The 21,308-nt window shown below is 39.7% G+C and carries 23 protein-coding genes and 1 pseudogene; 22 read left to right on the top strand and 2 right to left on the bottom strand.

Annotated features, from left to right (window positions below):
* Positions 1–12: 12 nt before the first annotated feature.
* The 17 genes and pseudogenes from R4Z09_RS20600 (at position 13) to R4Z09_RS20520 (ending at position 15,351) form a co-directional block, all read left to right on the top strand.
* Positions 13–780 carry an electron transfer flavoprotein subunit beta/FixA family protein gene (locus tag R4Z09_RS20600; RefSeq protein ID WP_338448601.1) on the top strand — a complete coding sequence of 256 codons (768 nt, stop codon included), beginning with the start codon at positions 13–15 and terminating at the stop codon, positions 778–780.
* The gene (locus R4Z09_RS20595; RefSeq protein ID WP_338448600.1) at positions 767–1,756 is read left to right on the top strand and encodes an electron transfer flavoprotein subunit alpha/FixB family protein; all 990 of its coding nucleotides are present in this window, start codon (positions 767–769) and stop codon (positions 1,754–1,756) included. The genes R4Z09_RS20600 and R4Z09_RS20595 overlap by 14 nt, the downstream gene beginning before the upstream one ends.
* A gap of 32 nt (positions 1,757–1,788) precedes the next feature.
* On the top strand, positions 1,789–2,907 hold the full coding sequence (locus tag R4Z09_RS20590; RefSeq protein ID WP_338448599.1) for a CapA family protein: 1,119 nt from the start codon (positions 1,789–1,791) through the stop codon (positions 2,905–2,907).
* Between the two features lie 159 nt (positions 2,908–3,066).
* Positions 3,067–4,407, top strand: a complete 1,341-nt coding sequence (locus tag R4Z09_RS20585; RefSeq protein WP_338448598.1) for a CapA family protein — start codon at positions 3,067–3,069, stop codon at positions 4,405–4,407.
* An 83-nt stretch (positions 4,408–4,490) separates the two neighbouring features.
* Entirely contained in the window at positions 4,491–5,132 is a 642-nt protein-coding gene (locus R4Z09_RS20580) for a LytS/YhcK type 5TM receptor domain-containing protein (RefSeq protein WP_338448597.1), read from the top strand.
* Positions 5,133–5,150: 18 nt separating this feature from the next.
* Positions 5,151–5,267, top strand: a pseudogene (locus tag R4Z09_RS20575) (hypothetical protein); the annotation flags it as partial.
* Between the two features lie 90 nt (positions 5,268–5,357).
* The gene (locus R4Z09_RS20570; RefSeq protein ID WP_338453319.1) at positions 5,358–5,795 is read left to right on the top strand and encodes an ATP-binding protein; all 438 of its coding nucleotides are present in this window, start codon (positions 5,358–5,360) and stop codon (positions 5,793–5,795) included.
* Positions 5,796–5,857: 62 nt separating this feature from the next.
* Positions 5,858–7,312: an aldehyde dehydrogenase family protein gene (locus R4Z09_RS20565; RefSeq protein WP_338448596.1), complete on the top strand. Its 1,455-nt coding sequence runs from the start codon at positions 5,858–5,860 to the stop codon at positions 7,310–7,312.
* A gap of 22 nt (positions 7,313–7,334) precedes the next feature.
* Positions 7,335–8,675 (top strand): aromatic ring-hydroxylating dioxygenase subunit alpha, encoded by a 1,341-nt coding sequence (locus tag R4Z09_RS20560; protein ID WP_338448595.1) that lies wholly within the window; start codon positions 7,335–7,337, stop codon positions 8,673–8,675.
* Between the two features lie 17 nt (positions 8,676–8,692).
* Entirely contained in the window at positions 8,693–9,226 is a 534-nt protein-coding gene (locus tag R4Z09_RS20555) for a 3-phenylpropionate/cinnamic acid dioxygenase subunit beta (RefSeq protein WP_338448594.1), read from the top strand.
* Between the two features lie 17 nt (positions 9,227–9,243).
* Positions 9,244–9,768: a cupin domain-containing protein gene (locus R4Z09_RS20550; RefSeq protein WP_338448593.1), complete on the top strand. Its 525-nt coding sequence runs from the start codon at positions 9,244–9,246 to the stop codon at positions 9,766–9,768.
* Positions 9,769–9,811: 43 nt separating this feature from the next.
* Positions 9,812–10,066, top strand: coding sequence for a hypothetical protein (locus tag R4Z09_RS20545; RefSeq protein ID WP_338448592.1), 255 nt, complete (start codon positions 9,812–9,814; stop codon positions 10,064–10,066).
* Positions 10,067–10,101: 35 nt separating this feature from the next.
* A complete protein-coding gene (locus R4Z09_RS20540) occupies positions 10,102–10,944 on the top strand; it encodes a hypothetical protein (protein WP_338448591.1) in 843 nt (280 codons plus the stop codon).
* Positions 10,941–11,930: a dihydrodipicolinate synthase family protein gene (locus R4Z09_RS20535; protein ID WP_338448590.1), complete on the top strand. Its 990-nt coding sequence runs from the start codon at positions 10,941–10,943 to the stop codon at positions 11,928–11,930. Before R4Z09_RS20540 ends, R4Z09_RS20535 begins: the two co-directional genes overlap by 4 nt.
* Before the next feature lie 80 nt (positions 11,931–12,010).
* On the top strand, positions 12,011–13,258 hold the full coding sequence (locus R4Z09_RS20530) for an aromatic ring-hydroxylating dioxygenase subunit alpha (protein WP_338448589.1): 1,248 nt from the start codon (positions 12,011–12,013) through the stop codon (positions 13,256–13,258).
* A gap of 24 nt (positions 13,259–13,282) precedes the next feature.
* On the top strand, positions 13,283–13,774 hold the full coding sequence (locus R4Z09_RS20525) for an aromatic-ring-hydroxylating dioxygenase subunit beta (RefSeq protein ID WP_338448588.1): 492 nt from the start codon (positions 13,283–13,285) through the stop codon (positions 13,772–13,774).
* 284 nt (positions 13,775–14,058) lie between these two features.
* On the top strand, positions 14,059–15,351 hold the full coding sequence (locus tag R4Z09_RS20520) for an SLC13 family permease (protein ID WP_338448587.1): 1,293 nt from the start codon (positions 14,059–14,061) through the stop codon (positions 15,349–15,351).
* A 101-nt stretch (positions 15,352–15,452) separates the two neighbouring features.
* Here the strand turns inward: R4Z09_RS20520 and R4Z09_RS20515 are convergent, their stop codons facing one another.
* Positions 15,453–16,406 (bottom strand): hypothetical protein, encoded by a 954-nt coding sequence (locus R4Z09_RS20515; protein ID WP_338448586.1) that lies wholly within the window; start codon positions 16,404–16,406, stop codon positions 15,453–15,455.
* Between the two features lie 245 nt (positions 16,407–16,651).
* On the opposite strand from R4Z09_RS20515, the gene R4Z09_RS20510 reads away from it, so the two are divergent.
* The 5 genes from R4Z09_RS20510 (at position 16,652) to R4Z09_RS20490 (ending at position 20,660) form a co-directional block, all read left to right on the top strand.
* On the top strand, positions 16,652–16,855 hold the full coding sequence (locus R4Z09_RS20510) for a hypothetical protein (protein ID WP_338448585.1): 204 nt from the start codon (positions 16,652–16,654) through the stop codon (positions 16,853–16,855).
* Between the two features lie 239 nt (positions 16,856–17,094).
* On the top strand, positions 17,095–18,003 hold the full coding sequence (locus tag R4Z09_RS20505; RefSeq protein ID WP_338448584.1) for a YIEGIA family protein: 909 nt from the start codon (positions 17,095–17,097) through the stop codon (positions 18,001–18,003).
* A 3-nt stretch (positions 18,004–18,006) separates the two neighbouring features.
* Complete coding sequence (locus R4Z09_RS20500; protein ID WP_338448583.1) at positions 18,007–18,213, top strand: capping complex subunit for YIEGIA; 207 nt, start codon at positions 18,007–18,009, stop codon at positions 18,211–18,213.
* Between the two features lie 26 nt (positions 18,214–18,239).
* Positions 18,240–18,383 (top strand): hypothetical protein, encoded by a 144-nt coding sequence (locus R4Z09_RS20495; RefSeq protein ID WP_338448582.1) that lies wholly within the window; start codon positions 18,240–18,242, stop codon positions 18,381–18,383.
* A 339-nt stretch (positions 18,384–18,722) separates the two neighbouring features.
* The gene (locus R4Z09_RS20490) at positions 18,723–20,660 is read left to right on the top strand and encodes an LTA synthase family protein (protein WP_338448581.1); all 1,938 of its coding nucleotides are present in this window, start codon (positions 18,723–18,725) and stop codon (positions 20,658–20,660) included.
* Positions 20,661–20,728: 68 nt separating this feature from the next.
* Here R4Z09_RS20490 and R4Z09_RS20485 read toward each other — a convergent pair whose 3' ends face one another.
* Positions 20,729–21,289: a TetR/AcrR family transcriptional regulator gene (locus R4Z09_RS20485; RefSeq protein WP_338448580.1), complete on the bottom strand. Its 561-nt coding sequence runs from the start codon at positions 21,287–21,289 to the stop codon at positions 20,729–20,731.
* Between the last annotated feature and the right edge of the window lie 19 nt (positions 21,290–21,308).

The raw sequence follows: 21,308 nt of genomic DNA, 5'->3' as shown, positions 1-21,308 counted from the left end.
AGGAGTGATAGAATGCGCGTTGTAGTTTGCTGCAAAGCCGTTCCGACTTGGGTCGATAATCTCGAATATGATGAACAAAACAAGAAAATTAACTATGACGGCAGTGCGTTAGTGATGAATGAATCGGATGAAGCAGCTTTAGAAGAAGCCTTATTTCTAAAAAAAGAATATGGTGCAGAGGTTATTGTCTTAACAGTGGGCGGTTTAACGTCGCAGGAAATGTTATATCAATCAATGGCAAAGGGGGCTGACCGAGTCATTAGGGTCAGCTCCGATCAAGCCGATCAAGCCGCAGAGATTTTAGCAAAAGCCATTCAGCAGCTTGACTGTGATCTTGTCCTCACTGGCGTGGAATCGAGCGATGCAATGGCAGCTAAAACAGCGATGCTGCTGGCTGAAGAATTACAGCTGCCCCATGCTTTTGTGGTGACAAATATTGATTATGATGAGGATCAGCCTATCATAAAGGCAACCTCTGAGCTTGGACAGGGTCAATATGAAGTGCTTGGTTTACCATTTCCTTCATTAATATCTGTTCAATCGACGACAAAGCCGATTAGCCAAGCATCTGTTATGAAAGTACTGCAGGCTCGAAAGAAGAAAGTAGAATCCATGACTCTTGATAGCCTGGGATTGAATCAAGACGGAAATTCGAGTGATGCATTTCGCATTGTTGATCTATTTGATCCGCCAGTCAATGAGGCCTGTGAAATCATTGAAGGAAACCTTGAAGAAATTTCAACTGTCTTAATGAGGAGGATTGCTGATGCAGCCAGATAAGGAATATAACAATATCTTCATATTAGCGGAAGCAAAAAATGGTGAACTAGATACATTGGCCCTGCAAATGGCAAGCCGAGGCAGACAACTTGCCGATCAATGGGAGTGTGAACTCAACGCATTGATTTTAGGTCATGACCTTGAGTCCCCTGTCCATCAATTATCGGATAAAGGCTTCAATCATATCTATGTGGTGGATGATAAAGAGTTTGAACCCTATCACCCTGAAGTATATGTAAATACCGTTACCGAATTCATGAAAGTGCAAAAACCTTCCTTATTATTAGTTGGATATACGTATTTAGGCATGGAATTAGGACCGATTTTATCTAAACGATTAGGGACAAACCTACTCAGTAATTGTGTGGATATCATATATGAAAATAACAGTCTGTTTATGACAAGACCGATGTTTAACGGTGATGTATTTGCCAAACTAGAGGTGAACGAATTACCGCTGATTGCAAGTGTACAGAAAAATTACTTACCGGCCATCGAAGGAAGTTTTCTGCCTGCTAAAGTCATCGCTGTCCAGCAGGATCAAAAGGCTGCAGAAATTCGAGCCAAAATTTTATCCATACTTAGTCCTACCATTGAAGGAATTGATATCACAAAAGCGGAAATCCTGGTGTCTGTTGGCAGGGGGATTGGAACGAAAGAAAACATCGAGCTGGCAAGAAAATTGGCTGAAAAGCTGAATGGAACTGTGAGCGGCTCCCGGCCAATTACAGATATGGGATGGCTGCCGCATGAATGCCATGTGGGGATTTCAGGCCGGATTGTCCGTCCGAAAATTTACATTGCATTAGGAATTTCAGGAGCTTCCCAGCATGTGGCCGGGATGGTTGATTCACAATATATCATTGCGATTAATAACGATCCGAATGCCCCTATATTCAGGGTAGCTGATTGCGGAATTGTCGGTGACATTATGGAAGTGGTTCCGGCCTTTTTGGAAAGCGTCCCACAAGCCTAAAAAATACAAAGTGGAAAATTGGAGGAGAGACTATGTCAAAGAAACCAATTACGGTCCTTGGAGTTGGAGATGTCATCATTGACCGGGAAGAACCAGAAACAATATTTCAGCATGTAGCTGAAGTGATGCGCGCAGGAGATATTACGTTTGCCAATTGTGATCAAACCTATTCCGATATTGGTTATGCAATTCGCGGCAGCGCCACCTATTCTGCCAGCCGCAATATTCCAGCCCTGCTTTACGGAGGCTTTGATGTCCTTTCATTAGCGAATAACCACACGTTAGACTGGGGCAGAGAAAATTTAATTGACACCATGGACAAATTAGATGAGGTCAACCTGCCGTATTGCGGTGTGGGTAGGAATATTGAGGAAGCTAGAAAACCAGTGATTCTGGATCGAGATGGGACAAAGGTTGGCTTTTTAGCCTACTCTTGCGTTCATCCTAAAGGCTTTGAAGCCGATGCGAAAAAATCAGGTCTCGCCCCTGTACGCATTTGGACCATTTATGATCAGATTGACTATCAGCCTGGAACACCTCCACGGATTGTATCCATGGCCTATAAGGAAGATCTAGAGGCAATGGTTGAGGATATCAAGAAATTAAAGCAGGAAGTGGATGTTGTAGTCGTGTCCTATCACTGGGGCCAGCATATGATTCCGGCAGTCATTCCAATGTATTGCCATGAAGTCGGTCATGCTGCGATTGATGCAGGAGCGGATTTAATTCTCGGCACTCATACCCATATTGCAAAAGGAATTGAAATGTATAAAGGAAAAGCCATTTTCTACTCTACAGGTAATTTTGCAGCAGAGATTGGACCTGGTACTGCTGATGGACCAGGAGGACCTCCAACAGGATTATTAGAGAGATATAATGTAACGGCTGATCCGGAGATGCCAAAGGGCTATGTTTCCCGTGAGGCAAGAAACACGATGATTGCCAAGGCCTATATTGAGGACGGAGAAATTAAGAAGGTTACGTATATTCCTTGCTATATCAACAATAATTGTGAACCGGAAATCGTGGTAAAAGATGATCAGTTAGCCCAGGGAGTGTTTAACTATATAGAAGATATTTCAAAGAGTGAAAACCTTTCTGTCAAGTTTAGCTGGGACGGAGACGAAGTATTAATCCAACCAGGAGAGTAGTTTTACTAGACTGTTAGTTTGCTTATCTATGATTGATAAAAGCTTTTGCTACACACTCGCTAAGATGTCAGGTTTTACAAAGTATCATGCTTGTTCTTTACTCCCCTGGCATCTTACCGGAGAGGTGCAAAAAATACATATATTCAATGGAGGTATCTTATGAAAGGTTTTAAGATTGCAGTGACAGGTGATTCCATTATCAACCGCCGGATATCCGTTCAACAAGATCCAGGATTTCTATCGCTAGTCAATGTACTTAGAAATGCAGATGTATCCTATACTCATTTTGAATCTAATATTCATGATTATGACGGACCTGAAGTCTATCCTGCCGCGGAGGCCGGCTGGACGTGGATGCGCTCACCTCGTTTTGTAGCTGATGAATTGAAATGGGCAGGGTTTGATATGGTTTCACATGCTTCGAACCATTGCTTAGATTATTCCTACGGAGGTTTATTCTCTACTTGGAAAGCTCTTGATGAAGCAGGTCTCGTACACGCTGGCACAGGCAGAAATTTGGGAGAAGCCAGGGAACCGAAATATCTTGAGACACCAAAAGGAAGAGTCGCTCTTATATCCATGAGTTCTACTTTCACCGGCTGGGCGAGAGCAGGAGAAACAAGGCAGGATGTGAAGGGCAGACCGGGACTAAATCCGCTTCGCTATTACTATAGTGCAGACCGTACGATTATTGAAACGGTGAAAGATCTTGCCTATAAGATGGGCTGGGGAATTGCAAATAATAGAAAGGAATGGTATTTTAACCCGCCTGGATTGATGATGGCAATTCAACGATTTGTCGAAAGAGATGAACCGGGGATTACAACTGTAGTGGATGAGGACGATGCAGTAGGGAATCTAAAAGCGATCAAAGAAGCGGCAAGACAGGCAGATCATGTGATTGTCGCCCTGCATAGTCATGAAATGCATCCGGAAAAAGGCTTGAATGTACCGGCAGAGTTTGTCCAATCCTTTGCTAAGTCATGTATTGACGCAGGTGCAAGTGTCTTTGTCGGACAGGGCAGCCATGCGCCATTAAGAGGAATTGAAATCTATAACGGCAAACCAATCTTTTATGATCCAGGTGATTTCTTTGCCATGAGCAGCACCGTTACAAGACTGCCGGCTGATTTCTTTGCCAGACCAGGTTATGCACCAGAGTTGAAAAACGGCCATGCGACGACGGCAGACGGTTTCGATGCCCGTGATGCTCTGCCAAAACCATTAAACCCGCCGGGTGGACATTTTGCAGTGAAAGTATTCGGCTCTATCATCCCTGTGTGTACGTTTAATGAGGCAGGAGAATTTACCGAACTAGTCCTTTATCCAGTCACCATGGATCATAAACCGCGCTCGACCGGCGGCATTCCAAGGCTTGCTGAAGGGGAGTTAGGAGAACAGATTATTGAATATTTAGGAGAGTTGTCAGCACCATTTGGGACGCGCGTTGAATACAGCGATGGTAAAGGGCTGATACGATTAAAACATCCAGTTAAATAATTATCGTCGATCTAAAATCTCACTGATTCTTGGATCGAATGACTAACTAGATCATTAGATTTTAAATGTTTGGGATTTTTCTTATGAGCGATATTTTGGTCAATGTACTCTTTCTCCTCGTCATGCTTTTTTTGACACAGCTTTTTCTAGAGGTTTACAGAAAAGAATTTACAAAGAAGGATATCAAATTATTTGTATTCTTATCAGGACTGGTTTCTTTTATCTTTTTCGTCTTTTTTCCATTCTCCAGTAATGAAGGCATTAATTATGATATCCGTGTTGTACCGTTTATTGTCGCTAGTCTTTATGGGGGACCCTTAGCCAGTTTTTGCTTATATATTTGTGGTTTTTTTGTCCGGCTATGTTTAGGGATTAATGAAACCTCTTGGATTACAGCATCTATCTATGCATTAATCCCGTTATTAACCATCCTTTTTTACCATCCTTTTTTAAAAGCCCGTAGGAGTCAAAAATTATGGATTTCAATTGGTATTTTATTCATTCATATGTTCTTCAGTGTGTTGATTAATAATTACATGTTTCACTTAGAAGCTCCTTTCAACATTATTTTAATGGGTGCCTTGATTAAATTAGTATGTATCATCCTGACGGTTTGGACGTACGAAAAAATCATTTTAAATCATCACTTAAAAAATGAATTGCTTGAAATGGAAAAAATGGAAATGGTCAGTCATTTAAGTGCATCCGTCGCACATGAAATTTGAAATGGTTTAACAGGTGCCAAAGGCTTTATCCAGCTGTTACAAGAGGACGAGAAGGATCCCAAAAAACAGAAATATATCGAAATTGCTTTAAATGAACTGGAAAGATCGGATTTGATCATTCGCGATTTTCTCACCTTTGCCAAACCAGCACCAGAAAAGGTGGAAAAAATTAACGTAGAACAATTACTGACGGAATTAATTGAGATTCTTAATCCTCTTTCTCATATGAATTCCATTGAAGTGAAAAAGGATCTTCTTCCTTTTTCCATTATAGGTGAAAAAAGAGTGGTTCAGCAGGCTCTCTTAAATATGATGAAAAATGCGGTCGAAGCCATGCCAAATGGTGGAGAATTAATCATTACGATGAAGAAGCATAAGAACCAACATGAAATTGTGATACAAGATACAGGGTTGGGGATGGACGAAGTGCAAATGAAGCGCTTAGGAAAACCATATTTTACAACGAAAGGCCAGAAAGGAACTGGATTGGGGTTAATGGTGGCTTATCGAGTGATTCAGCAATTAAACGGACAAATCAAAGTGAACAGTGAAAAGGGGAAAGGAACAGCGTTTCATGTCTATCTGCCTTGTTCAGCAGAAAAGGATGAATTGGTTCATGTTGACCAAAGAGTGTCGCGAAGAGAAATCCAAATGCATTCTTAATGAAGTGATAAGATGCATTCTTCAAATCTAGTATAAAAACGATATTAAGGAGGTATTCCATCTTGATCAAAGCTGCAGTAGAAAAAATTGATAATTTTTTTGGTCATCAAGAAGTTCAATCGACTGAATATTTCGATGTTTATGATCCAGGGATTTTTACAGATATAGTAGCAAAGGTAGCGAAAGGCACAAGTGAAACGGCTGACCAGGCTGTTCAAACAGCATTTCAGGCCTTTCGGGAATGGAGAGAAGTCCCAGTTGCAGAACGAATCAAGCTGATTAAGCAGGCAGCAGTCGTATTGGAAGAATCAACAGAATCCTTAAGACCATTACTGATAAGAGAAAATGGGGGGACTGTTAAGGAATCCACTGCAGATTTTATTAGAGGGGCTAGTATGATTCACAATATGGCAGATCGCGCAGAAGCGTTTCTCGAACCATCAAGGTTTGAAAATACAGTGAGCTGGATGAGCATTGAAAAGAATCCGATTGGGGTCATTGGCTTAATTGTCCCATGGAATTCTCCAATCATATTGACCATGTCCAAATTAGCTCCAGCATTATTAGCCGGAAATACAGTAGTTGTCAAGCCTTCACGTGATGCTCCTGTTGCCTTGACTTTAGCTTTAAAAGCGATGGCGAAAGTTCTTCCGCATGGTGTGATCAATGTGGTGAATGGACGATCAAATGTCACGATTACATTAACCGAACATCCTTTAGTAGGAAAAATTTCTTTTACTGGTGGAACGCAAACGGGCAGCTCCATCATGGCTAGTGCAGCATCCACGATTAAAAAGGTCAGTTTAGAGCTTGGGGGGAATGACCCAGCAATTATTTTGGATGATGCAGATGTAAATATAATCATGCCTAGGTTATGTAAAGGAATTTTCACTAGAGCAGGTCAAATCTGCTTTGCTGTCAAGCGCGTTTATGTTCCAAACCATATGCTGGATGCCGTATATGAAACGATGTCTGATATCGTCAATGAGTATCAAGTTGGACATGGTTTGGACGAAAGAACAACATTTGGGCCTTTAATTAATCAGAAGCAATATAATTATGTTCAAGGCTTAGCTGAAAAAGCACGGCAATCAGGTGCGACGGTCAGACAGCTAGGGAAAAAAGTCGATTCAGAGCAATGGCAAAACGGCTATTATATGCTGCCATCGATTGTTCGGGATATTGATCCTCGTCATGAATTGGTTGTGAGTGAGCAATTTGGACCTGTTATTCCTTTAATCTCATACAACTCAATTGATGAAGCGATTGAAATGGCGAATGGAACTGAATTTGGTTTGTGTTCTTCCGTATGGTCAGAGGATCAAGAGCGTGCATTAGCCGTAGCCCGGAAAATAGAAGCGGGCGGTACCTTCATCAACAGTCATAATGTGGATTCCCTTTCATTAGATATGCCGTTTGGCGGTGTTAAACAGAGCGGACTTGGCAGAGAAAGGACAGAAATCGGTTTCTCTGAATACGTCGAATATCAAGCCATTCGTATGCTGAAAGAATGCTAAATTCATATAAAAAGGGTGTGAAATGAAATTGAATAGAACCGTTAATAAAGACCATTTATCAACTATTAAAGACCAGCTTCAAACGGGAAAACTCCCGCAATGGATTATGACCGACCCGGAGATCCATCAATTAGAAATTGAAAAGATCTTCAGTAAAACATGGTATTTTGTCGCTCATGAATCTGAAATTCCGAATAAAGGAGATTATGTATCCAGATGGATTGTACATGACCCTGTTTTGTTAATTCGAAATAGCGAGGGGGAAATAAACGCATTTATCAATTCTTGTACACACCGCGGTGTTCACCTGTGTACAGCGGACCTAGGCAATAAGAAAACCTTTACATGTCCATATCATGGCTGGACCTATAACATTGAAGGAGAACTGGTCGGGATTCTTGCTGGAAATAAATTATATGGTGAAGAAATGGATAAAAAGGAGTGGGGGCTCAGGAAAGTTCCAAAGGTTGAAAGCTATCATGGATTAATTTTTGCCGCCCTTAATCCGGATGCTGAACCATTGGAAGAATTTCTAGGCGGACTTAAATGGTATTTTGATATTATGCTGGGCCGCAGTAATAAAGGAATGGAAGTCATCGGAGCACCGCAGCGCTGGGTAGTGGATACCAATTGGAAGGTAAGCGCGGAAGTGTTTGTAGGTGATGCCTATCATACAGCGATGACACACCGCTCTACCGTTGAACTTGGAATCAGTCCAAAGGATCCGTTATTTGCAAGTAACGGCTATCAAATTCAATTAGAGCACGGTCATGGATTAAACGTGATTCAGCCGCCGGCATCTGTTTCAATTCCGCCATATCAGGGTCTCCCTGAAGAAATGTGGCCGATGTTTCAAGAAAATCTAACAGAAGAGCAGCTATCTGTATTTAAAAATACCATGGTGTTCAATGGGAACTGCTTTCCAAATCTCTCTTTCTTAAGTCCAATGCATGGAAAGGGAGAGCATGAGAACCTAACGAACTTTTTAACCATTAGGCAATGGCGTCCGCTTGGGCCGGACAAGATTGAAGCATGGTCATGGATATTGGTTGATAAAGAGGCACCGCAAGAATTTAAAGAAAATTCTTACAAAAGATACGTGAACACTTTTGGCCCAGGAGGAACATTGGAGCAGGATGACACGGAACTATGGACAAGGCTTGCGGATGCAAGCAAAGGAGTAACCGCTCGGGATAAGAACCTACATTTCAATAATGTGGTGAATTATTTAATGGGAATGGATTTCGTTGAACCTGTTGACGATTTTCCAGGGCCGGGAATTGCTTATCCGACAACCTTCCTTGATGTGGTACACAGAGGCTTTTATGAATACTGGCAGGAATTACTTTCAAAAGAATCATGATTAGAGGAGGTACATTCATGGTGAAAATACAGGAGCAAAATCAATATGTCCTGGATTTAGAATTACAAAATGAAATCACGCTGTTTTACTATCGTGAAGCAGAGCTATTAGATTTAAGAGATTATCAATCATGGTTTCAGATGCTTTCCGAAGACATTATCTACCGCATGCCTGCAAGGGTGACACGTGAGAGCTCAAGCGGACCTGACATCATTGATGAAATGAGCTACTTTGAAGATGACTATACAACAATGAAAACGAGAGTTGACCGCTTGTATACGAAATCAGCATGGTCCAATGATCCGCCTTCACGCACCCGCCATTTTATCAGTCATGTCCGTATCAGAAAGGGCAGGAACGAAAATGAATTAGAAGTAAGAAGCTATTTTCAATTTGTCCGAAATCGGGGCAATCAAATAATAAATGATCAACTAACAGGTGAACGAGTGGATATTTTACAAAGAGATGGCCATGATTGGAAAATTGCTAAAAGAACTATCTATCCTGATCATGCCGTAATTGGAACACAAAACCTGCACAACTTTTTCTAATAGAGGAGTGGACTAGAATGGTGAAAGATGAAAGTTTAGCGGAATTTCGGAAGGTGATTTCAGAGCAGCGGAAACCATTACCGAGGGTGCCGGAGGATGAATGGGACCATGTCGTTGTTCATGCAGATGAAATACCTTGGTACAGTCCGGGGAAGGAAACCAATCCTTCTCGTTTAGGACCTGTTCTTCGGTTACCGGTAAAAAGCTTTGAAATTTTTTTACAGGAAATTGAAGCGGGTTCTGCCTCAGATATGCAGCGCCATCACCATGAATCCGTTCATTATGTGATGTCAGGGACGGGCTATAGTGAGATTGGTGATAAAACCTATCATTGGTCAACGGGTGACTTTGTTTATACACCGCCAATGGTCTGGCACCGGCATTACAACAGCAGTCAGGAGGAGCCGGTTCGAATGTTCCTTGTTGAGAATTCGAAATTATTGGAACACCTTGGGCTGAATTATCGAGAATCGGAAGGTTCGATTGATTATACAGAACTTCAGGAACGGTTAAAAGAGAAAAACGCTGAGCTTCGAAGGTAAAGTTTTGCTCATATGTGAGAACGCGAATGGAAGGAGAATGAGCTTGTCTGCTTATGAAATCAACAAACTATTTCATGCCATATCCGTGAATGAGGAAGTGAAGAAGAGATATGTCCAGAATCCGATAACGGTCATGGAAGAATATCATTTGAACGAACAGGAACAAAAGATGATACAAGACAATGATTTTGCCGCTCTTACGAAATATGGAGTGAATGGTCTTATTTTAATGAGAATCAAGGATGTTCATCAGGTTCCGGTCCCGGAAATGTTAAAAAGTTTAAGATCAGGAGATTGATAGATGAAAAAGGAAAACATTATGGAGGTTGAAGTATGAGTAAATTGGTAGCTGCCCTTGCGATGAGTCACAGCCCGTTAATTCCATCGATTCCAACGGCTCCGCCCATCGAAAAACGGGAACGAGTACAAGCGGCATATGATCAATGCAGGGCTATTCTAGAAGAGGCCAAACCGCAGGTGATTATCATTGTATCTGCTGAGCATATGAGCACACTGTCGCCGCAATTAATCCCTCCTTTTACATTAGGTGTGGCCGAAAATTATATAGGCCCGCTTGATAAATGGATCGGCATTCCGCAAAAGGAATATAAAGGATCACAGGAATTTTCTCATTTCCTTCTGTCTAAGCTTTATCAAAATCATTTTGATGTGGCAATGGCGGGAGAGTTGGCCCTTGATCATGGAATCATTCAACCATTGCATTTTGTGGAACCGCGAGAAGAAGAAGTTGTGGTCATCCCTGTCGTGTTGAATGGGATCACGACGCCACTGCCGTCCATGAAGCGGTGTTATGAATTTGGAAAAGTACTGCGAGAAGCAATTGAAGAGCAGGAAATCTTTGAAAGGGTGGCCATTCTCGGGACGGGCGGCTTGTCTCACTGGGTCGGTACGAAAGAAATGGGAACCGTTAATGAAGAATGGGACCGACGCGTCTTAGATTTGATTCGAGCAGGCCGGGCAAAGGAATTTGCCTGCATGAATGATGAGGAAATCATCCCTGCCGGTAATGGGGCAGAAGAGGTTCGTGCATGGTCGGTAGTTGTTGGAGCTTCTTTATCCAATCATGGACAGTTGATTGCTTATGAAAACGTGAAGGAATGGGTAACAGGGCTGGGCTTTGTTGAAATGAAAGTGGAAGAAGGTGTTCGAATTTGAGAGAGACTGTTCATGATATAAAAGGAATTTATGCGATTATGCCTACTCCTGCTTTACCTGGAGCAGATCAAATCACAACGGAAGATACAGTAGACTATGAGGAAACGGTAAGAGCGGTTCATAAAATGATTGAAGACGGCGTCGATGCGATTATGACTACGGGTACTTTCGGTGAAGCGGCAACACTTACATGGGAAGAACATTTAAACTTTGTCACAATTGTTGTTGAAGCAGCCAAAGGACGCGTCCCTATCTATGCTGGGGCGACGACTCTTAATACAAGGGATACCATCGTAAGAGCAAAGGCTTTTCAAGAAAAGGGTGTTTCCGGATTATTATTAGGCCGGCCGATGTGGTGTGAGTGTGATGATGAAACCATTGTTAGCTTTTACCGCGATGTAGCAGAAGCTATTCCAGATTTAGGCATTATTGTGTACGACAATCCGGTTGCTTTTAAAGGAAAGATTAGTTCAGCTGTTTATGCGAGGCTTGCTGAAATCCCAACCATCATTGCAGCTAAATGTACCTCTATCGGACCGGAATTTTTGGCTGATGTAGAAGCTGTCAAAGGAAACATGAGAATGCTGCCAATGGAACGGGATTGGTATGAAGGATGGAAAGCGATGCCTGATGAGGTTCTTGCCTGCTGGAGCGGTGCTGCTTCCTGTGGACCACAGGCTGCCGTTGAGTTAAAACGAAGTATTTTTAACGGTGAAGAGGAAAAGGCACAGGAAATTACAGAGGGAATGCAGCATGCCTCACGGACCTTTTTTCCAAACGGAGACTTCAAACTGTTTGCAAAGTACAATATTCAGTTAGAAAAAATCCGCATCAATGAAGCAGGATATATCAATGCAGGTCCAAGCCGGCCGCCTTATACGAAAGTACCGGATGAATATGCAGAAGGTGCAAGGGAAGCGGGCAGACGTCTGGCGCAATTGCGGAAAAAGTATGGCGGCCAGTTGACCCCAAATAAACGAAAGTGAGTCGTGAACATGTTACGACACAATATTTCACAAAAATGATTACTAGCAATTGATCAAAATAGAAAAGGGGTTGTGAAAGGATGAAATCAGCAGCAACGAATCAGAATTTAAATCTAAAGTGGCCGGAAGAAGGAATTACTAGAGTTCCTTATCAAGTTTTTTTAGATCAAAAAGTATATGAAGAAGAGCAAAAAAATATTTTCCGCGGTCCAACCTGGAATTATCTATGCTTAGAAGCTGAGCTGCCGAATCGGAATGATTATAAGACGACCTTTATTGGGGATACACCAGTGGTTGTCACACGGTCATCAGATGGGACGTTCAACGCCTTTGTCAATCGCTGTGCCCATCGCGGGGCAACCGTATGTATGGATTCATGCGGCAATAGCAAGAATTTTACATGTGTCTATCATGCATGGGTATATGATGACAAAGGAAATTTGAAGGGCGTTCCATTTAAAAATGGCGTGAATGGTAACGGCGGGATGCCGGATGATTTTGACACGAGCAAGCTGTCCATGACAAAGGTCAGAGTAGAAAACTATCACGGAATGCTATTTGGAACCTTTGATGAAACACTTGAATCGATTGACCAGTATATTGGGGAAAAAATGGGGCACTATGTGCAGCGTGTCTTTAATGGCCGACCTATTAAAATATTAGGCTATCAGCGTCAAAAAATGCAGAATAATTGGAAGCTTTATTTTGAAAATGTAAAGGATTCTTATCATGCCAGCCTCCTTCATCTGTTCTTTACGACGTTTGGCATTAACCGTCTGTCGCAAAAAGGCGGAATTGATTTAGATGAGCGTGGCATGCATCATGTCAGCTATACATTTGGGAATAAAAATGAGAATGAAAATGTCTATAAAAATGAAAAGGTGCGTTCTTATTCCAAATATACGTTAGATGATCCATCCCTACTAGATGGCTGGAATGAATTTGAAGACGGCATTACGCTTGCGATTCAGTCGATCTTTCCAGGAGTCGTGATTCAGCAAATTCATAATACATTAGCAGTCCGTCAATTACTGCCCAAAGCACCGGGTGAATGTGAACTGGTTTGGACCTTTTTTGGCTATGAAGACGATAGCGAAGAGCAAATCGAGATGCGCTTAAAGCAAAATAATTTAGTTGGTCCGGCAGGCTTTGTCTCGCTCGAAGATGGCGGCATTGGGGAAATGGTTCAAAAAGCGATTGTAAGGGATCAAGAGAAAACGGCCTTTATTGAAATGGGCGGCAGAGATGTGAAAAGTGAAAACTACCGAATTACGGAAACATCCATTCGCGGTTTCTGGAAGTATTATCGAGAACTAATGGGAGTTTAAGAGAATAGAAGGGGAGGAATTCTTATGAGTAAGCAGGAAACGCTTGGCATGAGTGAGATTAGGGAAAAGATCCAACTGTTAAATGACCAGTATATTCATTGTATTGATGATGATCGTTTAGAGGAATGGCCGGAGTTTTTTACAGAAGATTGTACCTATAAAATTATTTCACGGGAAAATTATGCGAGAAACCTGCCATCTGCTTTAATTTATTGTAAGAGTAAAGGCATGTTAAAGGATCGTGTGTCTGCTCATAGAAATGCGAATATCTTTGAAGCCCATTTTTACCGTCATATTGTTAGTAACAGCCTGATAGTGGATGAGACAAATGGAGTCTATCAGGTTCAATCCAACTATGTCGTATTTCAAACAAAATTAGATGGCAATACAGAAGTCTATAATACTGGAAAATATATTGACCAAATCGTTTTCAAACAAGGGAAGCCTAAGTTGAAAGAACGCTTAGTCGTCTACGACACATTAAATATACCTAGTTTACTTGTAACACCAATTTAGGTAAATGGATCAGGGGAAAATCACTAAGGTTATTTTAAAAATCTGGGGAGAAGGCTTATTAAACAAGGGTCGATTTTCTCTGCTTTATAAGCAGGAGAATCGACCCTTGTTTATTTTACATAAAAAGCTGTATGAAAATTTGATTATATATCTTATACTTATTAAATAATTAATTTACAGATTAATCTGTAAATTTACATTTTTAATCATGTTTAAGTTGTTTTTGGTTGGATCGACAACAAAATAATAGGATCTGAACGATAAATGAAAAGGGAGGGATGCTCATGAGTATAGCAATAATAGCTATTCTTGTATTATTCATCATATTCATTCTTGGGACAATCCTTCCAATAAATATTGGCGTTTTGGGGTTTGCAGCTGCTTTTATCGTCGGTATCCTTATTTATGGGCTTAGCTTGGATGAGATTTCTAGTGTGTTGCCTGTAAAGCTGTTTATATTTATAGTGGGTATGACCTATCTATTTGCCATTATTCAAAAAAGCGGAGCTGTTGATTTGATAGCTGCTATTGGTTTGCGATTAGTAAACGGGAAGCTGGGGTTCATTCCTTGGCTTCTGTTTGCTTTGAGTTTGGTTTTGACAAGTGTCGGAACCTTCGGAATCGCAGTAGTTTCTTTGCTGGCACCGATTGCCTTTAAAATAGCCTTTAAAACTAAGACAAACCAGCTCATGATCAGCATCATGATGATGATGGGAATGCAGGCAGGCGCGTTCTCGCCATTAAATATATTTGGTGTCATTGTCAATGGTGGGATGCAGACTAGAGGTTTCGAACATTCACCAGCGTTACTCCTGCTCAATTGTATCATCTATTTTGGAATTGTTTCGTTTATCACCTTTCTTCTATTTGGTGGAGTTCGCTTATTTAAGCGGCGGGAATCAACGTCAATGGCATACGTTGCTGCATCGAAAGAGATGATAGACGAAGAGGTTTGGATTAAACAGGGAAAAATAAGATTAGATTTATATAAAGGATTTTGTCTTGCGTCGATCCCTGTTATAGGTTTCCTCTCGATTGGATTTAATATGAATCTAGGCATTGCGGCAATTTTAGTAGGATTGGTCCTTTCTTTCATTTCCCCTGATAAGAATGTTGGAATTCTGAACGTGATACCATGGGAAGTAATTCTTTTAGTAACGGGAATTTTCACTTATTTCCGGGTAATGGAAAAAATAGGAGTGATGGATTACGTAACAGATTTCATTGCGGATATGGGGAATCCTGACTTAGCAGCACTTGCCGTTTTGTATGTTAGCGGATTTGTTTCCGCGTTTGCCTCCACAACCGCTTACCTAACCTCGATTATTCCAATGGCAGAAACAATCTTTATGAATTCTCATTTATCATCTATTGATTTAATATCAGCGATTTCGGTCTCATCCAGTATTGTTGACTTAAGCCCGCTTTCCTCAGCAGGTGCCATTTTGCTTGCCAATGTCCAAGGGATTAAGGAAAGAGTATTTTTTAGGCAGCTTATGATGACCACTGGCATATTCATTGCCTTTGGGCCAGGATTGGCATGGCTTTTATTTATTGTGATTGGGATGCCTTGGTAAAGACTGGGTCGAGGGGACAGGTCCATTATTTCAAAGAGATAATATATTGAGAAGCAGGGTCGAGGTGCCTGTCCCTCCGACCCACCTCCGACCCACAACTATCATTGGAATTTTTGGGAAAGGTAGTTTGTTATGCTTTTTACATCTAGATTATTCCCGGAATGATTGATTTCTTCATTCAGTTTATAATCATTAGTGAATGATCCATCAGTCTTTTGTAGGTAGACATTAGCTATGTGCCCATTAGAACCATTATAGTTATCAACAACAATAATGATAATGTCTTTTAGCCCGTCTTTGTTAACATCTTTAAATGAAACAGCTTTGACATCTACACTATAGGGAAAGTTTGTTACATTTACAAAATCATAAAGAATATCTCCCTCCTGATTCGTTAAATAAAATACTGTTGGTATATGGTTACCCGTTTCAAGTGTTCCTGATACAAATTGAACATTACCCCAAGAATTTAAATTCACCGTAAAAGATTGGCTTTCAATTGGTCTAAAATACTTTATATTTTTAATATTTTCTGGTGAAAACTCAAAACTTCCTTCAGGTGGTTGAATGGTGGTTGTCGATTTATCAATAATAGTAATTGTTGTTTCCATTTTATTGTGATTCTTAAAGACTAACTCGAGTTTTCCATTATTACCTTTTGAATCATTATAGTGACATTCAGCGATAGCTTCGTTAATGGTTCCCTTAAAATCGGACTCAAAAAAAGGTAGGGTCTGATCCGTTTGATCAAAGCTTACAACACTCAATTTACCTGTTATTTTCCCGTTTTCAATTTTTGAAATAGAAAAATAAACCTTCTCTTTTAAGCTGGAGCTATTTTCATCTTTCTTCATCCACGTTTTTTTTACATATTGACTATAATTCATTGTATCGCTTGTTGTCGTTGGTACTGGAGGTGTAGTCTCCTCAGGAGAGTTTGGAACGGTATCATTTGATACAGAGGATGATTGATTATCTTGTTGTGGAATACTAGTATGGTCATCTTTACTACAACCTGGTAAAAAGAAAGAGAGAGACCATGATAATAGATACAAGTAATTCTTTAATCATTTTTCCACCACCTTTACTGTTCTCTTAAATTTTGTAAGAAATAACGAAAGCGTGTATGAAATAATGGTTTATCCTAATTTAATTATAAAACATTAAGGAAATTTAAGGTAAAAATAATGGTATAAAGCAGGGGTTATTATTGAAAGTTTCGACAAATTTCTATAGTGATTGAAACCTTTTCTATCGGTTATTCGTATAGTAATTATAGAATCACAAAGGAGGGATTCAAGTGAATGGAATGAAGCATGATACATTGTTATTTTTTAGTTATCTTATCATTACAATTGCCATGGGAACCTTTACTTTTGTCACCTTCCTGGATATAAAAATCCTTTTCAGCTTAATTTTCGCTGAGATTAGCCTTGGAATGTTTGCCGTTGTTCTATTGAAATTTATGTACAATCGAAAATTAGTGGCAGAGAGAATTAAGTAGGCTTGGTATAGATTGAATTTTTTCATCAAAAGCATAATTAACAACATAGTTTAACAGAACCATTAAGTAAAAAAGACCGACACGATCAAAAAAACATCGTGACGGTCTTTTTTTGGAAATGTTGATGTTTTGGGTCGAGGTGCCTGTCCCCTCGACCCTTTCCATAATATACCACCAGGTTTTATTAATTATAATCGAAATATCTCCTTAAACTACAAATAAAGAATGGGGGATTATTAATGGGGGGTCTAATTTCAAAAGAACAATTGATATTAATTGCTACGTCAATAATAGTAGGTACGTTAGCAAGGATTTTAACCATTAAAGAAGATTTTAGACAGTATCCAAGTTATCCTAATGGGTATATGATCCATTTAGTCACTGGGTTTGTAGCAGCATCATTAGGGGCAATTGCCATCCCTGCGTTAATGACAAAAAATTTCGTGGCGGTTACTTTTTTAACCTTAGCTATCCAGCAGTTTAGGGATGTCAGAAAGTCTGAAAGGGAAAGTTTAAAGGACTTAGAAAACACAGAATTTGCCTATCGAGGGGATGCTTATATTGATGGTATTTCAAAAACGTTTGAATCAAGAAATTACTTTGCTCTTCTTGTTGCTTTAGGTACAGCGATTACGATGCAGCTTGTCGATAGTCAATCCTCTTGGATAAACATTATTTCTGGTTCTGTTGTAGGTCTAATCATTCTTTTTATATTAAAACGCTTTTCAAAAGGAAAAACGATAGGGGATATTGCAGAGGTTAAGGAAGGAAAAATTGAAGTGAAAAATCATGAGCTATTTGTTGAGGGGATATATGTTTCAAACCTTCTTGGTACAGAGAATGCATCAAAATTGTTTCAAGAAGAGGGCAGAGCAGTGGTGATCCATCCAAAGGAACATCATTTTCGAGTGACATTAGAAAACTTCGGGCAAAGACAGGCTGCCCTATTTGAAGCGACTAGAACCTTGGGGGTGAAGCGGCATCATTTTACCCGCCGGGATTTTAAAGATGGTCGAGTTGTGATCGCTTTAGTACCTATTATTAATGATAAAGATAAATTGATTGAAGCAGTAAAGAAAACTCCACTACTAGAAAGCACTAAAAAAAGCCATGCTGTAATGAATTCGAATATAGTTGGGAGTGAATAAAAGTTGGGACGTGAAGCAAGTGCAAAGCCTAATTATGATATTCTCGCTCTTATAACCTTAGATAAAACTCGAATAATAGGTGGAAAACAATTGTCCCTATTAGCTAAGGATGAAGAGGAGCAAAAAACATTGACAGCTGACATTGCAAAAGCATTAAAAGCGGATGTAGTGCAAATGAAATCAGGCGATTATTTAGTTATAAGAGTTTAGAACATATAAGAGAAAGGAGTAACAATATGAGTGATCAATCATGGAGAGTAAAAAGTTACAAAGAAGGAAAGTACACGGTTAGTGTTAGAAAAAATTTGGAGAATGATCGAGTAGATGAAGGCGATTTCCCTGAAATGGAAAAAGAGCAAAGGAATAACCTAAAAAAATGAGCTTGTATAAATAGTGTTAGCTAATTAAGAACTTTAAGCGATGGTTTACATCACGCATTTAACTAAATCATTGTAGAATAGAAGGATGTTAAGGAGTGTACTTACGTGGAGCGATGCTTATAGAAGCATCGCTATTTCTTTCTAAAAAAGTATTGTCTTTTATATTCAGAAGTAGTATAGTTACTATCCTGTAAGAATGACATTTAATTTTTTTCTTATATTCATAGTTTGTTCATATTTTCCATTTAAACTAATTAATGGCCTAAATAGTATAAATCTTATATTTAAATCTAAGTAAGATTATGTAATAATTGTTCGCTAGAAGGTAGGTGTTTCATAATGAAATTGAAAGCTCATGGTATTTTCCAAAAATATATTGGCTTTTTCTTTTTGGCCGTCATTCTTCTTTGGATGAAAACATATGTTACCCAATTAACTCAATTTGACTTAGGAATACAAAACTTTATTCAAAAGATTCTATTATTTATCAATCCGTTAGGTTCAGCGTTAATATTTTTAGGAATCTCTGCTTTATTTAAAGGGAGAAAAAAATATATTGCGCTGATTGTGTTTGATTTTCTTTTATCGTTCTTATTGTTTGCCAATGTGGTATACTATCGATTCTTTAATGACTTCATTACGCTTCCAACATTGACTCAGACACAAAACTTTGGCGATGTCAGCGGAAGTGTGTCATCTTTATTGAAACCATATGACTTCTTATTTTTTATTGATACGATTCTATTAGTGGCATTACTTGTTTTTCGGATTGTGAAAATCGAGAAAAAAGATATGAGCCGTCAAAAGGTGGCTGCTCTATTCTCCATGGCACTTGCCATTTCCTGTGCCAATCTCTCAATGGCGGAGGTAGATCGTCCACAATTATTAACAAGAGGATTTGACAGAAACTATATTGTTAAATATTTAGGTATGTACAATTATACTATTTACGATGCAGTGAAAAGCACAAAAGCATCAGCTCAGCGTGTAATGGCTAGCAGCGACGATATCACTGAAGTGAAGAACTACACCAATTCCAATTATGCAGCGCCGAATCCGGTTTATTTTGGTGCAGCTAAAGGAATGAACGTCATTTATTTGCATTTGGAGTCAACTCAAAATTTCCTTATTAATTACAAGCTTAATGGGGAAGAAGTGACACCGTTTTTAAACTCATTAACAAATGATGCCAATACCCTTTATTTTGATAATTTCTTCCATCAAACAGGTCAAGGGAAAACAGCAGATGCTGAATTTATGCTTGAAAACTCTTTATTCGGCCTGCCGCAAGGTGCTGCCTTTACAACGAAAGGTATGAACACTTTCCAATCGGCTCCAGGAATTCTAGGTCAGCAAGGATATACTTCTGCAGTATTCCATGCTAATTCAGGAAGCTTTTGGAACCGCAATGAAATTTACAAATCATTTGGTTATGACAAATTTTTTGATAGTAAATACTATCAATTAAGTCCAGAAAATAAAGCGGAATATGGAATGATGGATAAGCCGTTCTATCAACAATCGACGGCATTATTGGAAACATTGCCAGAGCCGTTTTATGCGAAATTTATTCCAGTTGCAAACCATTATCCGTATAAAATGGACCAATCTCAAACGACTATCGCACCTGCTGCAACAGGCGATGCTTCAGTCGATGATTATTTCCAAACTGCCCGTTATGCGGACGAAGCGTTAAAAGAGTACTTTGATTATTTAAAGCAAACTGGTTTACTGGACCGTTCCATTATTATTATGTACGGTGACCATTACGGAATATCCGAAAACCATAATAAAGCAATGGAAAAAGTGCTTGGAAAAGAAATTACTCCATTTGAAAGCGCAGGACTTCAGCGTGTGCCGTTATTTATTCGTGTACCTGGAATTCAAGGCGGGGTTAATCACGAATACGGCGGTCAGGTAGATATTCTTCCAACACTTCTTCATTTGTTAGGAATTGATTCAAAACAATACGTTCAGTTCGGTACGGATTTACTGTCTGAACAGCACGATGAACTTGTGCCATTCCGAAATGGCGACTATGTAAGTCCATCTATTACAGCTGTTGGTGACAAGTATTATGATTCAACAACTGGATTAGAGTTGCCTGAGGACAAGTTGGAAGAAGCGAAAAAGTATCACGAAATTGTGGATCACAAGCTGGCTATGTCCGATAAAGTTGTTAATGGCGATTTATTACGTTTCTACGCACCTGATGGCTTTAAGCCAATTGATCGGACAAAGTATGATTACAATAAAACTGAAAGTACATCTAAATAAATATAGAAGGCTGCTTGGGTTTAACTCAGGCAGCCTTCTTTTATATAAAATTAATATAAAAATGTAACTCACTCTTTCTTTTTGCTGTACATCAAGATAATTTGCTTTGCCAAATAGCTCGGACTATAAGGCATTTCCGCCTGAACCCACCATGTCACGATGCCTAGTGTCGAAGAAGCCATGATTTCAGTTGGAACCAGGAATGGATTGCCTTTCGCCATTTTTTCTTCGCCCTTAAGTGTAATAATTTCTAGTAGAATGTTGAAAATTCTAGTGCGGAAATCTTTATTCTCAAGCATCACATGGAAGAGCCCTCCATGCTGATAAATATGCTCTAGAAAAGAGACAAGCGGGGGGTACCCCTTTGACGGGTTTTCAACGGAATGTGGGTTGATCTTTTCAGATAGCTCTCCAAGAATTTCATCCGTCATTTGCTCCATTAAGTCCTCAATATCACGGTAATGCAAATAAAAGGTAGCACGATTTAGTTCTGATCGCTCTGCTATTTTTTGAACGGTTAACTTACTTTTATCAACGTTCTCTGTAAGCAAGGAAATGAGTGCTTCCTTAAACATTCTTTTTGTACGTAAAATTCGAGGATCGACCTTTACTTTCTTATGGTTAGACATTATTTTATCCCCTTATCTA

Origin of the sequence: Niallia oryzisoli (genome assembly GCF_036670025.1) — a bacterium.
Taxonomy (GTDB): Bacteria; Bacillota; Bacilli; order Bacillales; family Cytobacillaceae; genus Bacillus_BD; species Bacillus_BD oryzisoli.
The sequence above is the reverse complement of the archived record's forward strand: the minus strand, read 5'-3'. Positions and strand labels throughout refer to the sequence as shown.

What these genes read in the sequence shown, in the direction of transcription:
- R4Z09_RS20525 (WP_338448588.1), top strand. Translation starts at nt 13,283, where the DNA reads ATGAGTAAGCAGGAAACGCTTGGCATGAGTGAGATTAGGGAAAAGATC.
- R4Z09_RS20555 (WP_338448594.1), top strand. Translation starts at nt 8,693, where the DNA reads ATGGTGAAAATACAGGAGCAAAATCAATATGTCCTGGATTTAGAATTA.
- R4Z09_RS20490 (WP_338448581.1), top strand. Translation starts at nt 18,723, where the DNA reads ATGAAATTGAAAGCTCATGGTATTTTCCAAAAATATATTGGCTTTTTC.
- R4Z09_RS20505 (WP_338448584.1), top strand. Translation starts at nt 17,095, where the DNA reads ATGGGGGGTCTAATTTCAAAAGAACAATTGATATTAATTGCTACGTCA.
- R4Z09_RS20485 (WP_338448580.1), bottom strand. Translation starts at nt 21,289, where the DNA reads ATGTCTAACCATAAGAAAGTAAAGGTCGATCCTCGAATTTTACGTACA.
- R4Z09_RS20595 (WP_338448600.1), top strand. Translation starts at nt 767, where the DNA reads ATGCAGCCAGATAAGGAATATAACAATATCTTCATATTAGCGGAAGCA.
- R4Z09_RS20585 (WP_338448598.1), top strand. Translation starts at nt 3,067, where the DNA reads ATGAAAGGTTTTAAGATTGCAGTGACAGGTGATTCCATTATCAACCGC.
- R4Z09_RS20580 (WP_338448597.1), top strand. Translation starts at nt 4,491, where the DNA reads ATGAGCGATATTTTGGTCAATGTACTCTTTCTCCTCGTCATGCTTTTT.
- R4Z09_RS20540 (WP_338448591.1), top strand. Translation starts at nt 10,102, where the DNA reads ATGAGTAAATTGGTAGCTGCCCTTGCGATGAGTCACAGCCCGTTAATT.
- R4Z09_RS20560 (WP_338448595.1), top strand. Translation starts at nt 7,335, where the DNA reads ATGAAATTGAATAGAACCGTTAATAAAGACCATTTATCAACTATTAAA.
- R4Z09_RS20590 (WP_338448599.1), top strand. Translation starts at nt 1,789, where the DNA reads ATGTCAAAGAAACCAATTACGGTCCTTGGAGTTGGAGATGTCATCATT.
- R4Z09_RS20600 (WP_338448601.1), top strand. Translation starts at nt 13, where the DNA reads ATGCGCGTTGTAGTTTGCTGCAAAGCCGTTCCGACTTGGGTCGATAAT.
- R4Z09_RS20550 (WP_338448593.1), top strand. Translation starts at nt 9,244, where the DNA reads ATGGTGAAAGATGAAAGTTTAGCGGAATTTCGGAAGGTGATTTCAGAG.
- R4Z09_RS20570 (WP_338453319.1), top strand. Translation starts at nt 5,358, where the DNA reads ATGAATTCCATTGAAGTGAAAAAGGATCTTCTTCCTTTTTCCATTATA.
- R4Z09_RS20495 (WP_338448582.1), top strand. Translation starts at nt 18,240, where the DNA reads ATGAGTGATCAATCATGGAGAGTAAAAAGTTACAAAGAAGGAAAGTAC.
- R4Z09_RS20530 (WP_338448589.1), top strand. Translation starts at nt 12,011, where the DNA reads ATGAAATCAGCAGCAACGAATCAGAATTTAAATCTAAAGTGGCCGGAA.
- R4Z09_RS20520 (WP_338448587.1), top strand. Translation starts at nt 14,059, where the DNA reads ATGAGTATAGCAATAATAGCTATTCTTGTATTATTCATCATATTCATT.